The sequence below is a fragment of the Pandoraea sp. PE-S2R-1 genome, assembly GCF_002179865.1.
GTDB lineage: Bacteria > Pseudomonadota > Gammaproteobacteria > Burkholderiales > Burkholderiaceae > Pandoraea.
In genome coordinates this window covers 302432-317019 of sequence record NZ_NGUR01000015.1, presented here as the reverse complement: position 1 = coordinate 317019, position 14588 = coordinate 302432, and the positions used below count along the sequence as shown (strand labels likewise).

Genomic DNA, 14588 nt, shown 5'->3' with positions numbered 1-14588 from the left:
CGACGGGTAAGCCGTCGCTCAATGATCAAGATTGCCGTGTGCAATGGCGCAGGTAATGCATGTCGCGCACGAATGCCGACGGCTCGCGCAAGCAGCGCAGCGCGAGCGACGACGATCCTGCGCACCTTCACGTAACGAGCGAAAAGGGCGCGACGGATCGAGCGTCGTTGCCGGGGCATGACGTGTGACGACAGCAGTACGTCGACAGCAATACGGCGGAAGCAGTCCGTCGAAAATCACCACCAGCCGGCAGCTCGCCAGTTAGCAGGAATACGACGTGATCAGAGGGTCAGAGAGGGTGGCGCACGCGCCAGAGCTGCGGAGAAACGGGCGCGCGGATAGAACGGCACCAGCACGCGGGGGGCGTCGGCGGTGCCTGTCGGCGCGGCAGTGGGGAGGGTGATGAAATCGGTGGTGACGAGCGTCTGGTGCGACCAGAGCGAGCAGTAGCCGCACTTTTCCCAGTGTTCGGCAGACGCCAGCGAGTGATCCGGGCCGTCATGCGCACTGTGAAGTTGGGTCGCGTCGCCCGTCGCGGGCGGTGCCTGGGCGTCGTCGTGGCCGGAATGGCCATCGTGCACCGCAGCGCGCTGTGCGTCGGCGCGCGGGGTGCTGTTTGTCCCAAGCGCAGCCTGCGTGCCCTGTACCGTGCAGTAGACCGCGAAAGGGTCTTTCTGCATGGCCGCACGCCATTGCGCAATCGCCGGCATGAGCGCTGCCAGCAGGATCGCCAGTAAGGCGATCCCGATAGCGACGCGATGCTGGCGGAGCTTGCGCATGTCTGGGCCGAAGTTACGTAGTTACGTAAAGTGTACGTTCAGGGAACCAGGCATTGTAGGGGCTGTCGTCGCGGCACGTAAATGTTTTGCGTTCTCATGTAGGGAGGACGCGACAATTTGACGCATCGCATTCCTCGGGCCGACAGCGCGGGAAGTTGCAGGGTAATACCGGCCAAAAAAGAGGTGCCGCCTGCCCCCCGGCAGAAGCGGCACCTTACACCGGAATCGGTCCTGCTATCCGTGCATCGTTCGTCCCTTGTTCGTCCGCCAGCGCGTCAGAACTTCACGCCGACGCCCACGCCGACGATGAGCGGATCGATGTGCAGCGTGCCGAGATCGGTGCCGGCCAGCGACGTGTCGGTCTTCATCCAGATCTTCTTGATGTCGATGTTGAAGAACATGTTCTTCGTCATCTGGATGTCCACACCCGCTTGCAGGGCCGGACCGACGCTATGGTTCTTGATCGAGATCGGCGTGCCGCCCGCGTTCAGGCTGCTGTTCCAGAAGCGCGTGTAGTTGATACCGGCGCCGACATACGGGCGCACCTTGCCCGCGTGGTTGAAGTGGTATTGCAACAGCAGCGTCGGCGGCAGCACGTTCACGCCGCCCAGATGGCCGAGGTTCGACGTGAGTTGGTGGCGTGACATGCCGAGAATCAGTTCGACCCCGACGTTGTCGAGAATCATGTACGTGAAGTCGAGCTCCGGCACGATGGCGTTGTTCACCGTGACGCCCAGCGTGGGCAGCACGCTGCCGCTCGCATGCGAATCCGGCAGGATGCCGATGGCGCGAACACGCGCGAGGATGTCGCCGGCGTAGATGCCTTGCGAGCTGTCCTTGATGAAACCGAACGTCTTCGGCTGTACGGCACTCGTGGTGTTGTTGGTGCTGGTGGTGTCGGTAGCCTGTGCCTTAGCGCTTGCGCTGAAGAACGCGGCACCGGCAACCACTGCGGCGGCGATGGCCGTGGTGCCGAGGGAGTGCTTCATGATGATTTCCAAAGTCGTGAGTGAGCACGACCGATGGTAGAAGCGCCTCTCTGCGGGGAACTTGATGCGTATCAAGCGCGCGAAAACCCTTCATGGCAGTGCGACAAACTGTCGCGCATTCGTGTGCGCTCAGTCGCGCGGGCGCAACATCGCCGTCACCGAGAGCACCGCGCGTGTCTCCCTTTGCCTCGTGAGCGAGCACGCCGCTCGAACCCGCCAACGCCGGCCGTCCTCCCCGTTTTGGTAGGATGCGGACTTTGCCACGCGTTCCCCCATCGTGAAGCGCCTGATTTCGTCGCTGCTGCATGCCATCGCCCAAGCGGGCCGGCATGGTCTTCGTCTGCTGCAACCGCTGCTGCAACGCCTGCAACCGTTCGCTGCCCGCGCTTGGCACCACCTGCGCCATCCCACGCGCCGTGGCGTGCTGATCGCCATTGCGGCAGTCCCGGCGCTGTTCATCGCCTACACGCTGATCCTGATTCCGTTCACGCCCGGTATCCGCGACATTCGCCGCGCCAAGGTCGACCAGCCCGCGCAGGTGTTGTCTGCCGACGGCAGGCTGCTCGCCGAGTTCCGGCCGTCCAATCGGGAATGGGTCGCGCTCAAGGACGTATCGCCCAACGTGATCAAGGCGCTGGTCTCGACCGAAGACCATCGCTTCTACGAACACCACGGTATCGATCTGAAGCGTACGGCGTCGGCGGCGTTGCATACGTTCTCGGGCGACCGGCAGGGCGGCTCCACCATCACGCAGCAGCTCGCCCGTAATCTGTATCCGGATGCGATCGGCCGCGCGCCCACGCTGACACGCAAGCTCAAGGAAGCCATCACGGCGCTCAAGATCGAGGCGCTGTACACCAAGCCGGAGATTCTCGAGACGTATCTGAATACCGTGCCGTTCCTGTACAACGCGTACGGCATCGAGATGGCGGCGCGCACGTATTTCGACAAGTCGGCCGACCAACTGGATGTGGTCGAAGCGGCCACGCTCGTCGGCATGCTCAAGGGCAACAGCTATTACAACCCGGTGATCAATCCCGAGCGCGCGCTGCAACGTCGCAACACCGTGCTCGCGCAAATGGTGAAGTACGGCGATCTCGATGCGTCGAAACTGGCGGCATTGCAAAAGCGCCCGCTGCGCATCAACTTCGAGCGTCAGACGGAAGAGCCGGGCCCGGCACCGCACTTCGCGCAGCAGTTGCGCAAGTGGCTGATCGGATGGGCAGATCGCAACGACTACAACATCTATTCCGACGGGCTGGTGGTGCACACCACCATCGACTCGCGGCTTCAGACGATGGCCACGCAGGCGCTGACGCGTCAGGCCAACCAGCTGCAAGGCATCGCGGACGCGAACTGGTCGGCACGCGGTGGCTGGCGTGACAGTACGGCGCTGGTGCAGTCGTTCGTGCGCGAGTCCGCCGAGTATCGCAATGCGGTGGCCGGTGGCGAAGCGCCCGACGCCGCCATGAAGCGTCTGCTCGCCGACAAGACGTTCATGCAGAACCTGCGCGCGACCAAGACGCGTGTGCAGGCGGGCTTCCTCGCTATCGACCCGCGCTCGGGGTCGATTCGCGCGTGGGTAGGCAGCCGCGACTTCACGATCGATCCTTTCGATCACGTGCAGCAAGCACGTCGTCAACCGGGCTCGACGTTCAAGCCTTTCGTGTACGGCGCGGCGTTCATCAAGGGCGCGAAGCCGGAAGACACCATCGTGGATCAGACGGTGGAAATTCCGCTGGCCGGTGGCGAAATCTGGCGGCCGAGCGACGATACGGCACCGACGAACAAGCCGATGGCATTGCGCGATGCGCTCGCGCAATCGCGCAACACCGTGACGGCGCAATTGATGCAGGAAGTCGGGCCGTCGCGCGTGGTCGGGCTGGCCCGTGCAATGGGCGTGCGTGAAAGCAAGCTCGATCCGGTGCCGTCGCTGGCGCTGGGCACGAGCCCGGTGTCGCTCAAGGAGATGGTGGTCTCCTATGGCACGATTGCCGACGGCGGCGAGTATCGCGAACCGACCATGGTCACCGAGATCACCAACAGCGAGGGCGACGTGCTGGCCACGTTCTCCCCGGCGCGTCCCGAACGCGCGCTCTCCGAAGCCGACGACTACACGCTGCTCGACACCATGCGCGGCGTGATCAATCGCGGCACCGGCAACGCCATCCGCACGCGCTTCGGCATTCGCGCGGATGTGGCGGGCAAGACCGGTACGACGCAAGACAACGCCGACGGCTGGTTCATCCTCATGCAGCCGCAATTGGTGGCCGGGGCGTGGGTGGGCTTCAATGACAGCCGCATCACGTTGCGCAGCGACTACTGGGGGCAGGGCGCGCACAGTGCGCTGCCGATCGTGGGCGATGTGGTCTCGCGTGCGCTGCGCGCGAAGCTCATCGATCCGAACGCCCGCTTCGAAGCGCCGGACAATCATCACTGGTACAGCGACTGGTGGACGCGTGCGAGTGACTGGGTGACGGCGTTGTTCGCGAAGAAAACTGCGCCGGAGCCTAAGCCGAAAGCACCGGTGAAGCGTCAGGCGGGGCCTGCCCCGGCGCCGTCCCCATCGGCACCCGGCGCGGCCAGCACGGCGCTCGACAGCGGCCCGCTGCCGGTGCCGGTGGCCTCGGCGGTGCTGGCACAGCCGGACGCCGCGTCGGCCGCCATCGCACCGCGCAGCACGACGATCCCCGGTGTACCGGGCGAGTGGGACGGCCCGGGCGCGACCTCGGGCGTTGCGCCGCCGATGTCGGTTCCGGTCATCCCGCAAACGCCGTCCGGCTCTGCACCCGCCTCGGCGCAGTAAGAGGTTCAGTAAGAGGTTCAGTACAGGGCTCAGTAGTGCGCTCAGCAGTGCGCTCAATACGGGGCCCAGTAATGGACTCGACCAGGCCACCGGGCTTGCCGCCCGGTCGGCCGAAATTGCCATAACAGTTATGCCAGATTCTCATGACTGCCGCGTCATGGCATGCGCTATATTCATGACGATATAGCGGGGATGAAACGAGCCTCCCCGGCCACATCGGGGGAGGACGTCAGCCATGTTTATCCGGCAGTTGAGTTATCTCGTCGCGCTTTCGCAGGCGCAGCATTTCCGTCGCGCGGCCGAGTTGTGCAACGTGTCGCAGCCCACGTTGTCGGGCGCGATCCGCAGCATCGAAGAGGAGTTCGGCCTGCCCATCGTGCGGCGGGGCCGCCGTTTCGAAGGCTTCACGCCCGAGGGAGAGCGTGTGCTGGCTTGGGCGCGTCAGGTGCTGGCCGACTGTGAAGGGTTGCGGCAAGAGGCCAGTGCGAGCCGTCGCGAGGTGGCCGGTTGCCTGCGTATCGGCGCCATTCCCACGGCGTTGCCGCTTGTACCGCTGCTCACCGATGCGTGCTTGCGGGAATTTCCCGGCATGCGCCATGAGGTCTACACGCTGTCGGCGACGCAGGCGCTGCGCCAGCTCGCCGAGCTCGATCTCGATGTCGGACTCAGTTATCTCGACGATCCGCGACTGCGCGAGTTCGAAACCATCCCGCTGTTTCGCGAGCGCTACGTGCTGATCGCTCGCGATGAGACGGCACTGGCAGGCCGGACCACGCTCTCATGGCATGAAGCCGCGAAGCTGCCGCTTTGTCTGCTCACCAGCAATATGCAGTGCCGTCAGGGCATCGATGCGGCGCTGGCGCGCGCCGGGACATCGGCGTCGCCGCGTGTCGAAACAGATTCGCTGATGGCGCTCTATGCCCATGTACGTTGCGCCGGGTTGTACAGCATCGTGCCGCACAGTGTGTTGTGTCTGGCGGAGATGCGCGACGAGTTGCACGCGGTGCCATTGCAGCCTGCGCTGCATCGCGAGATCGGTTTGATTCTGCGTGAGCGTCAGCCGCGTCCGCCGCTGCTGGACGCGGCCATTACCGCGTTCCGCTCGGTGGATCTGCAATCGCGGCTCGATGGCTTGTTGCCTGCGCCGGCGCTTGTGTAGGAATACGGCAACGTCAGCCTGCCGACGCGTCGAGTGTGAAGACGGTACGCACGGGGCTATCGACCTGCGCCCAATGCTGACCCAGTTCGGCCAACGGAATCGCCGCCGTGGGAATGCGCAATCCGGCGGGCAATGCGGCATGCAGCACTTCTTTCACGGCGTGCAGCAGCCGTGGCAACGGCACGCTGCCGATACCACTGCCCATCAACGTGATCGCGCTCGCGCGCAGCACGGCACCCGGCAACACCACGTCGCTGCCACCGACCGACCCGATCTGAACGAAGCGGGCCGGCTGCCCTTCCGGCGAGTGTTTAGCGGCGGCGATCAACAACGCCCGCGCGCTGGCACCCCACAAGTAATCGAGCACGACATCCACGCCTTGCGCGAAGTGCGGTGCGAACGCATGACTCAAGCCATCGTCGTCTTTCGCATCGTCGTCCTGAACCAGTGAAACCGCGACATCGGCACCGGCCTGTTTGAGCGCAGCCAACGAGATCGGATTGCGCCCCGTCGCGATGACCTTTCCTGCGCCCAGATACTTGGCGACGCGCACCGCCAACTGCCCCGAGGCGCCTGTCGCGCCGTTGATCAGCACCGTCTCGCCCGCGACGAACTTCGCCCGCTCGGTGAGCGCGGCCCACGACGACATGCCGGGAATGGCGATGGCCGCTGCGGTGACGTCGTCCAGATCGTCCGGCAGCGCAATGCACTGCGACGCGCGGGCGAGGCTGCGTTCCGCCATGGCACCGTATGGCGCAGGTGGCCCGAAGAAGTACACCCGCTGGCCATCTTCGAGACGCCCCGTGCCATCGACGCCAGCCACGAACGGATAGCCGCCCGACGACGAGTAATGCGCCCCGGCGGCGCGCGAGCGCGTGACCCGGCTCAATGCGGCGGCGCTGACGTCGATCAGATGATGGTCGGGCAACGGCTGCGGTGCGCCGAAATCCGCGTAGACGGGCGGGTGGCCGATTTCTTTGACGATAGCGGCTTTCATGGCAGTTCCTTCACGGTGACGATAGGGATATCGGCCTCAGTCTAGGCGTGCGGATGCGACCCGACTCCGGTATAAATGTCATTCGATACGGAGTTTCGGCCATGCCTGCGTCTATACCCGCCCCTAAGCCCGCCCCTAAGCCCGCCCCTAAGCCCGCCCCCATCCCCATCGTTCGCCCGGATCTGCTGACTTCACCCGCCGCGCCATTTCTGGCGGCCGGGGAATTGACGCAGCCGGAAGCGCGCGAGAAGTCGCCGCATCGTCACGCGCACGGGCAACTGATGGGCGCGCTGACCGGTCTGGTCTCGGTGGGGCTCGATAAACACCAGTGGGTCGTCCCTGCGATCCATGCGATCTGGATTCCGCCACACTACGTGCACTCGGTGCGCTCTTACGGTCCGTTCTCGGGATGGAGTGTTTTCATTCAGGAGGCGCGCTGTAGTGAACTACCGCCCGCGCCGCGAGCCATCCGCACGTCTGCGCTGCTGCGTGAAGCGGTACGGCGTGCTGCGACATGGTCCGGCACGCCAGCGAGCGATGGGCTCGACGCTGCGCAGACCCGTATCGCCGAAGTGATCGTCGACGAGGTGAAAGCGGCACCGCCGGCATCGCTCGGGCTGCCGCTGCCGGAAGACCCGCGACTCGTGCGTATCACCGATGCGCTGGCGGCCGACCTGTCGGATGCCCGGCGGCTGGAGGAGTGGGCCGCGTGGGCTGGCGTAGCGCCGCGCACGCTGAGCCGGCATTTCATGACGCAGACGGGCATGACGTTCGCGCAGTGGCGCCAGCAGGCGCGTTTGCTGCGCGCGCTCGAACAACTCGCAGCGGGCGTGTCCGTCACGACCATCGCCCTTGATCTCGGCTACGAGAATGTCAGCGCATTCATCGACATGTTCCGCCGCGCGATGGGAACGACGCCGGGGCGATATGCGAGCGACGAGCGTCTACAATCCAGCCCATGACACTTCATATTCGCAACGAAACGCCCGCCGACGCGGCCGCCATCGAAGCGCTGACGACGGCAGCGTTTCTCGACGCACCGCACACCGATCACACCGAGCAGTTCATCGTCAACGCACTGCGTCGCGCGCAGCAACTGTCGGTATCGCTGGTTGCGCAAGAGGACGGCGTCATCGTGGGGCATGTGGCCGTGTCACCGGTGACGATCTCCGACGGCAGCCCGCGCTGGTACGGTCTGGGGCCGATTTCCGTGGCACCTGACCGTCAAGGTCAAGGCATCGGCAGCCGGCTGATGCACGCGGCACTCGACGCATTGCGGCAACGCGGCGCGGCCGGTTGCGTCGTGCTTGGCGACCCGCTGTACTACGGGCGCTTCGGCTTTGCTGCCAACCCCGGCGTGATCTTGCCGGGCGTACCGCCCGAGAATTTCCAGACGGTGTCGTTCGACGGTTCGACGCCATCGGGCACCGTGCGCTATCACGACGCGTTCAACGCCACATCGTGACCCCATGACGGCTGCAAGATAGCCGCGCTCGCCAGTTCCCGCGATTTCCCCTGAGTTTGATAGGCCGGACCGATCAACCGATCGGTCGGAACGATTTTCCATCGATGCGTCCTGCACCGATCATTGGCCTCAATGCAGCGACGACACCCTACGTTGGTTACGTCGCCTAAGCAGACAACAACCTCAGGAGCGAGACATCATGGCCAAGATTGTGTGTGTACTGTACGACGATCCCGTCACCGGATACCCCAAGACCTACGCCCGCGACGATCTGCCGAAGATCGAGTGCTACCCGGACGGTCAGACCCTGCCGACGCCCAAGGGTATCGACTTCCAGCCGGGCGCTCTGCTCGGTAGCGTGTCCGGCGAACTGGGCCTGCGCAAGTATCTCGAATCGAACGGTCACCAACTGGTGGTGACGTCGAGCAAAGACGGCGACAACAGCGTGCTCGACCGTGAGCTGGCCGATGCGGAAATCGTGATTTCGCAGCCGTTCTGGCCCGCGTACATGACCGCCGAGCGCATCAAGCGCGCCAAGAAACTCAAGATGATCGTGACGGCCGGCATCGGCTCGGACCACACCGATCTGCAAGCCGCGATGGAACACGGCATCACGGTCGCGGAAGTGACCTACTGCAATAGCAACAGCGTTGCCGAGCACGTGCTGATGACCACGCTCGCACTCGTGCGTAACTATCTCCCGTCGTATCAGTGGGTGCTCAAGGGCGGCTGGAACATCGCCGATTGCGTCGAGCGTTCATACGATCTGGAAGGCATGCACGTGGGGACGGTGGCCGCTGGCCGTATCGGTCTGCGCGTGCTGCGCCTGATGAAGCCGTTCGGCACGCATCTGCACTATCTCGATCGTCACCGTTTGCCGGAATCGGTCGAGAAGGAACTGAACCTCACGCACCACACGAGTCTGGAAAGCCTCGCGAAGGCGTGCGACGTCGTGACGCTGAACTGCCCGCTGCACCCGGAAACGGAACACATGATCAACGCCGACAGCCTGAAGCACTTCAAGCGCGGCGCGTACCTGATCAACACCGCACGCGGCAAGCTGTGCGACCGCGACGCGGTGGCCGCCGCACTGGAAAGCGGCCAACTCGCCGGCTACGGTGGCGACGTGTGGTTCCCGCAACCGGCCCCGGCCGATCACCCGTGGCGCCAGATGCCGCACCACGGCATGACGCCGCACATCTCGGGCACGAGCCTGTCGGCACAAACGCGCTACGCCGCAGGCACGCGTGAAATTCTGGAGTGCTATTTCGAGAACCGTCCGATCCGCAACGAGTACCTGATCGTGCAGGGCGGCAAGCTTGCCGGTGTCGGTGCGCACTCGTACAGCGCAGGCAACGCCACGGGCGGCTCGGAAGAAGCGGCTCGCTTCAAGAAGTCGGCGTAATCCTTCATCGCTTCCTGTAGTTCCTGCTGTTCCGCAGTTCCGCTGTTCCGCAGTAACCGCCGGGTCGTCGGTCGACGTCCGGCGGTGGCAGTATCTCCTCGAGCTCAGTCTCGTTCCAAGGCCGGCCATCTTCGCGATGCACCGGCCTTTTTTTTCCTGCGCTGGTTCAGGCGGGGCGCTTCGGAATATCGAGTCCGCGCACCACGGCCGGACGCGCAACGAAGGCGTCGAGCACGCGCTTCACGTTCTTGAACTGCGCGAAGTCGACCAGATCGCCAGCCTCGTAGAAGCCGACCAGATTGCGAATCCACGGGAACGTGGCGATATCGGCAATCGTGTACTCGTCGCCGAGAATCCACGTGCGATTGGCCAGATGCGCGTCGAGCACGGCGAGCAAACGCTTGGCTTCGTTCACATAACGGTCGCGCGGGCGCTTGTCTTCGAAGTCCTTGCCCGCGAACTTATGGAAGAAACCCACCTGCCCGAACATCGGGCCGATGCCGCCCATCTGGAACATCAGCCATTGCAGCGTTTGATAACGCGCGGCCGGGTCGGCGGGCAGCAGCTTGCCGGTCTTCTCGGCCAGATACCAGAGGATCGCACCCGACTCGAACAGCGGCAGCGGCTTGCCGTCGGGGCCGTTCGGATCGAGGATCGCGGGAATTTTGTTGTTCGGGTTCAGCGAGAGAAACTCGGGCGTGAGCTGATCGTCGGTCTGGAAGCTGACCAGATGCACCTCGTAGGGCAGGCCGATCTCTTCGAGCATGATCGAGACCTTCACGCCATTGGGCGTGGGCAGCGAATACAGTTGCAGACGCTCGGGGTGTGCGGCGGGCCACTTGCGGGTGATCGGAAACTGGGACAAATCGGCGGACTGGTCGGTCATGGGATCGAGGCGTTCGAAGGCGGCTGAATGGGCGGCGGATGTCACCGCAGGACAGCCAATATAACGCCAAGTGAAAAGGCTTGCAGACGGCGGCGCGGGCGCACTGGATGTGACAGACGTACGGCAGTTCGGTGAAGAACGCGCATTCGGCCGACAAGAAATTTCAGCTTGAATGTGCGGCGGATGGAGACTTAAATGGAAAGCCTTCACTTTCGAGAAATCTCGCCCCGCAGGTGGATGGGGTCTGACCGGCGAACGGCACGCACGTCGTCGTCTCTTTGTTGTTCTCTCTGTCGTTCTTCAAAGCATTCGCGCAAGGACCGAACCATGAGCACATTCAAGACGAAAGATGGCACCACGATCTACTACAAGGACTGGGGCAAAGGCCGCCCGGTCGTTTTCTCACACGGCTGGCCGCTTTGTGCCGACGCCTGGGATGCGCAGATGCTGTTCCTCGTGCAGCACGGCTATCGCGTCATCGCCCATGATCGCCGCGGCCACGGGCGCTCGGATCAGCCCGGCACCGGCAACGATATGGACACCTACGCCGACGATCTGTCGGAACTGGTCGATTCGCTCGATCTGAAGGAAGCGACGTTCGTCGGCCATTCGACGGGCGGTGGCGAAGTGGCGCACTATCTCGGCCGTCACGGCACGCGCCGTGCCGCACAGGCGGTGCTCATCGGCGCCGTGCCGCCCATCATGGTCAAGTCCGACAAGAATCCGAACGGGCTGCCGATCGGTGTGTTCGACGAGATTCGCGCCAATGTGGCCGCCAATCGCTCGCAGTTCTATCAGGATCTGGCCGTGCCGTTCTACGGTTACAACCGGCCGAATGCCAAGAAGTCGCAGGGCGTCATCGATGCGTTCTGGCTACAGGGCATGTGGGGCTCGCATCTGGGCCAATACCTGTGCGTGAAGGAATTCTCGGAAGTGGACTACACCGACGATCTGAAGAAGATCGACGTGCCGGCGCTCATCCTGCATGGCGACGACGATCAGATCGTGCCGATCGACGACGCGGGCAAGCTGAGTGCGAAGATCATCAAGGACGCCACGCTGAAGATCTACCCGGGCGGCGCGCACGGCATGTGCACGGTGGAAGCCGAGAAGGTCAACGCGGATCTGCTGGCGTTTCTGCGGAAGTAGCCGACGCCCGGCGATTTACGCTGGCGTGAAACGACAAAGGGACGGCAGTTGCCGTCCCTCTGTGTTTGTAGCGGTAAAGCGCGACGCGTGATTACGCGTTGTTCAGCACCTTGGCGATGCTCTCGGCCACGACGCCGACGTTCTTCTCGTTCAGACCGGCAACACACATACGGCCCGAGCGAATCAGATACACGCCGTGTTCGTCGCGCAGCACGTCGACTTGCGCCGCCGACAGGCCCGTGTACGTGAACATGCCGCGTTGTTCCAGATAACGCGAGAGCATGTTGTCCGGCACGTGACCGCGCAGACCCTCATGGATCGCGCCGCGCATGCGTGTGATGCGCTGGCACATCTGCGTGAGTTCGTCTTCCCACGACTTGCGCAGTTCCGGCGTGCTCAGCACCTTGGCGACGATCTTCGCGCCATGCGTCGGCGGGTTGCTGTAGTTCGAACGCACGGCGCTCGTCAGCTGACCCAGCACGCGCTCGGCCGCTTCGCCCGATTCGCAGATCACCGAGAGGCCACCGCAACGCTCGCCGTACAGCGAGAAGTTCTTCGAGAACGAATTGGCCACGAAGGCCGGCACGCCTTGACGGGCCAGTTCGCGAATCACGAACGCATCGGCGTCCAGACCCGAGCCGAAGCCCTGATAGGCCATGTCGACGAAGGGCAGCAGTTCGCGCTTCTTGAGCACCTCGATTACCTGCACCCACTGCGCGTCGTTCAGATCGACACCGGTCGGGTTATGGCAGCAAGCGTGCAGCAGCACGACGCTGCGTGCCGGCAGCTTGTCGATGGCGTCGACCATCGCTTCGAATTGCAGGCCGCCCGTGGCTTCGTCGTAGTACGGGTACGTATTCACGGTGAAACCGGCGCGCTCGAAGATGAAGCGGTGGTTGTCCCACGTGGGGTCGCTCACCCAGACCTGTGCGCCCGGGAAGTAACGCTTGATGAAGTCGGCACCGACTTTCAGCGCGCCCGAGCCGCCGAGCGTCTGCACCGTGGCGATGCGGCCTTCGGTGCGGGCCGGCGAGTCGTCGCCGAACACGAGGGCCTGCACGGCGTCGCGATAGTTGGCGAAGCCTGCCATCGGCAGATACGGCTTCGGACCCACCTCGGCCAGCAGCAGGGCTTCGGCCTGACGCACCGCTTGCATGACCGGCAGACGGCCATCGTCGTCGTAATAGATGCCGATGCTCAGGTTGACCTTGTCGGTACGCGGATCCTTCGCAAAATTCTCGTTGAGCGAGAGGATCGGGTCACCGGGATAGGCATCGATATGTTCGAACATGGCAGGTCCTGGAATAACGGAGATAACGAGAGAGATTCGGTAAGACGGGAAACTGGCCGGCGCGCGAGCGCAAACGTCGATGATACCGCTAGTGCGGTGCCCCCGTGTGTGTCCGGGGTCCGGGACATGCCCCGCGCGGCGTGCGCGCGGGGTGGGCTTTCGTTTGCGTGGGTGACGCTTCGCGTCAGCGGGCCGCCGTGGCGGGCACGCCAGCGGCCGCACGCTTCTGGCGCAGGCGGTAGCCGAGCGTGAGCACGACCAGCCAGACCGGGATCAGATAGACCGAGATGCGCAGGTCGGGGATCAGATACATCACGACCAGAATGCCGGCGAGGAAGACGAGGCACACGTAGTTCGTGAACGGGTACCACAGGCTCTTGAAGACCGTGGTTTCACCGGCACGCGCCTTGGCCCGGCGGAACACCAGATGGATCACGCTGATCATGGCCCAGTTGATGATGAGGGCCGAGACGACCAGACCCATCAGCAGTTCGAACGCCTTGCCGGGCATGAAGTAGTTGATCACCACGCACAGTGCGGTCGCTGCGGCCGACACACCGAGCGCGGCGAGCGGAATGCCACGGGCGTTGACCTTGAGCAGCGCGCGCGGCGCGTTGCCCTGACCGGCCAGACCGTAGAGCATGCGGCTGTTGCAATACACGCCGCTGTTATAGACGGACAGGGCGGCGGTCAGCACCACGGCGTTGAGCACGTTGGCGACGAAGTTGCTGTTCAGTTCATGGAAGATCAGCACGAACGGGCTGCCGCCGGAGACGACCTTCTCCCACGGATACAGCGAGAGCAGCACGCCGAGGGCGCCGACGTAGAAAATCAGAATGCGGTAGATCACCTGATTGGTCGCGCGCGGAATGGTGCGCGATGGGTCGTCGGCCTCGGCCGCAGTGATGCCCACCAGTTCGAGCCCGCCGAACGAGAACATGATCACGGCCATCGCCATGACAAGGCCGGACACGCCGTTCGGGAAGAACCCGCCGTGCTGCCAGAGGTTGGCCACGCTGGCGTCGGGGCCGGCATTGCCCGAGAAGAGCAGATAGCCGCCAAACCCGATCATGCCGACGATGGCGGCGACCTTGATGATGGCGAACCAGAACTCCATCTCGCCGTACGACTTCACGCTCGACAGGTTGATGGCGTTGATGATGCCGAAGCACACGAGTGCCGAGACCCACGTCGGGATCGCCGGCCACCAGTACTGCACGTAAATGCCGACGGCCGAGAGTTCGGCCATCGACACGAGGATGTACAGCACCCAGTAGTTCCAGCCCGAGACGAAGCCCGCGAACTGGCCGCAATACTTGTTGGCGAAGTAACTGAACGAGCCGGCGACGGGTTCGTCGACGACCATTTCACCGAGTTGCCGCATGATGAAGAACGCGACGATACCGGCAACGGCGTAGCCAAGCAGTACGGACGGTCCAGCGGTTTTGATGGTTTGGGCGATGCCGAGAAAGAGGCCGGTGCCGATCGCGCCACCGAGGGCGATCAATTGAATGTGACGATTCTTCAGGCCGCGGTGGAGCGAGCCTTCTTGTGCTGCATTGGCGGACATGTCTGTTCCTTACCCTACCTTCGATGCCATGCGGCGCGCTTCTCTGTCTCCGTTCGGTAGGAACGGACCGGAAGCGTTGAGCCGCCACGGCG

Annotated in this window: 13 protein-coding genes; 7 read left to right on the top strand and 6 right to left on the bottom strand. The window is 63.9% G+C overall.

The window, feature by feature from the left end; all coding sequences use genetic code 11:
* The first annotated feature begins 59 nt into the window (after positions 1–59).
* Positions 60–188, top strand: coding sequence for a hypothetical protein (locus CDV44_RS28625; protein WP_256388459.1), 129 nt, complete (start codon positions 60–62; stop codon positions 186–188).
* A 93-nt stretch (positions 189–281) separates the two neighbouring features.
* On the opposite strand, the gene CDV44_RS18810 is transcribed toward CDV44_RS28625, so the two are convergent.
* A complete protein-coding gene (locus tag CDV44_RS18810) occupies positions 282–779 on the bottom strand; it encodes a DUF2946 family protein (RefSeq protein ID WP_087689592.1) in 498 nt (165 codons plus the stop codon).
* Between the two features lie 275 nt (positions 780–1054).
* Entirely contained in the window at positions 1055–1768 is a 714-nt protein-coding gene (locus CDV44_RS18805) for an OmpW family protein (protein ID WP_087689590.1), read from the bottom strand.
* 274 nt (positions 1769–2042) lie between these two features.
* On the opposite strand from CDV44_RS18805, the gene CDV44_RS18800 reads away from it, so the two are divergent.
* Together CDV44_RS18800 and CDV44_RS18795 are read left to right on the top strand one after the other, a co-directional pair.
* Positions 2043–4574: a penicillin-binding protein 1A gene (locus CDV44_RS18800; protein WP_371328797.1), complete on the top strand. Its 2532-nt coding sequence runs from the start codon at positions 2043–2045 to the stop codon at positions 4572–4574.
* A 235-nt stretch (positions 4575–4809) separates the two neighbouring features.
* Positions 4810–5733, top strand: a complete 924-nt coding sequence (locus CDV44_RS18795) for a LysR family transcriptional regulator (RefSeq protein ID WP_087689588.1) — start codon at positions 4810–4812, stop codon at positions 5731–5733.
* A 13-nt stretch (positions 5734–5746) separates the two neighbouring features.
* Here the strand turns inward: CDV44_RS18795 and CDV44_RS18790 are convergent, their stop codons facing one another.
* Entirely contained in the window at positions 5747–6730 is a 984-nt protein-coding gene (locus CDV44_RS18790; protein WP_087689586.1) for a zinc-binding alcohol dehydrogenase family protein, read from the bottom strand.
* Between the two features lie 101 nt (positions 6731–6831).
* Here CDV44_RS18790 and CDV44_RS18785 point away from each other — a divergent pair, with 101 nt between their 5' ends.
* From CDV44_RS18785 to CDV44_RS18775, 3 genes are all read left to right on the top strand, one after another.
* Complete coding sequence (locus CDV44_RS18785; RefSeq protein WP_087689584.1) at positions 6832–7692, top strand: helix-turn-helix domain-containing protein; 861 nt, start codon at positions 6832–6834, stop codon at positions 7690–7692.
* Positions 7689–8195 (top strand): GNAT family N-acetyltransferase, encoded by a 507-nt coding sequence (locus CDV44_RS18780; protein ID WP_087689582.1) that lies wholly within the window; start codon positions 7689–7691, stop codon positions 8193–8195. Before CDV44_RS18785 ends, CDV44_RS18780 begins: the two co-directional genes overlap by 4 nt.
* Positions 8196–8394: 199 nt before the next feature.
* Positions 8395–9600: an NAD-dependent formate dehydrogenase gene (locus tag CDV44_RS18775; RefSeq protein WP_087689580.1), complete on the top strand. Its 1206-nt coding sequence runs from the start codon at positions 8395–8397 to the stop codon at positions 9598–9600.
* A 166-nt stretch (positions 9601–9766) separates the two neighbouring features.
* Here the strand turns inward: CDV44_RS18775 and CDV44_RS18770 are convergent, their stop codons facing one another.
* Positions 9767–10486, bottom strand: a complete 720-nt coding sequence (locus tag CDV44_RS18770) for a glutathione binding-like protein (protein WP_087689578.1) — start codon at positions 10484–10486, stop codon at positions 9767–9769.
* Between the two features lie 327 nt (positions 10487–10813).
* Between CDV44_RS18770 and CDV44_RS18765 the strand changes: the two genes are divergently transcribed.
* A complete protein-coding gene (locus CDV44_RS18765) occupies positions 10814–11635 on the top strand; it encodes an alpha/beta fold hydrolase (protein WP_087689576.1) in 822 nt (273 codons plus the stop codon).
* 91 nt (positions 11636–11726) lie between these two features.
* Here the strand turns inward: CDV44_RS18765 and CDV44_RS18760 are convergent, their stop codons facing one another.
* Entirely contained in the window at positions 11727–12926 is a 1200-nt protein-coding gene (locus CDV44_RS18760; protein WP_058377315.1) for an amino acid aminotransferase, read from the bottom strand.
* 184 nt (positions 12927–13110) lie between these two features.
* A complete protein-coding gene (locus CDV44_RS18755) occupies positions 13111–14496 on the bottom strand; it encodes an amino acid permease (protein WP_087689574.1) in 1386 nt (461 codons plus the stop codon).
* Positions 14497–14588 lie beyond the last annotated feature (92 nt).

Coding starts and splice junctions, on each gene's coding strand:
- CDV44_RS18755 (WP_087689574.1), bottom strand. CDS start 14,496: ATGTCCGCCAATGCAGCACAAGAAGGCTCGCTCCACCGCGGCCTGAAG.
- CDV44_RS18765 (WP_087689576.1), top strand. CDS start 10,814: ATGAGCACATTCAAGACGAAAGATGGCACCACGATCTACTACAAGGAC.
- CDV44_RS18775 (WP_087689580.1), top strand. CDS start 8,395: ATGGCCAAGATTGTGTGTGTACTGTACGACGATCCCGTCACCGGATAC.
- CDV44_RS18785 (WP_087689584.1), top strand. CDS start 6,832: ATGCCTGCGTCTATACCCGCCCCTAAGCCCGCCCCTAAGCCCGCCCCT.
- CDV44_RS18805 (WP_087689590.1), bottom strand. CDS start 1,768: ATGAAGCACTCCCTCGGCACCACGGCCATCGCCGCCGCAGTGGTTGCC.
- CDV44_RS18760 (WP_058377315.1), bottom strand. CDS start 12,926: ATGTTCGAACATATCGATGCCTATCCCGGTGACCCGATCCTCTCGCTC.
- CDV44_RS18810 (WP_087689592.1), bottom strand. CDS start 779: ATGCGCAAGCTCCGCCAGCATCGCGTCGCTATCGGGATCGCCTTACTG.
- CDV44_RS18790 (WP_087689586.1), bottom strand. CDS start 6,730: ATGAAAGCCGCTATCGTCAAAGAAATCGGCCACCCGCCCGTCTACGCG.
- CDV44_RS28625 (WP_256388459.1), top strand. CDS start 60: ATGTCGCGCACGAATGCCGACGGCTCGCGCAAGCAGCGCAGCGCGAGC.
- CDV44_RS18795 (WP_087689588.1), top strand. CDS start 4,810: ATGTTTATCCGGCAGTTGAGTTATCTCGTCGCGCTTTCGCAGGCGCAG.
- CDV44_RS18770 (WP_087689578.1), bottom strand. CDS start 10,486: ATGACCGACCAGTCCGCCGATTTGTCCCAGTTTCCGATCACCCGCAAG.
- CDV44_RS18780 (WP_087689582.1), top strand. CDS start 7,689: ATGACACTTCATATTCGCAACGAAACGCCCGCCGACGCGGCCGCCATC.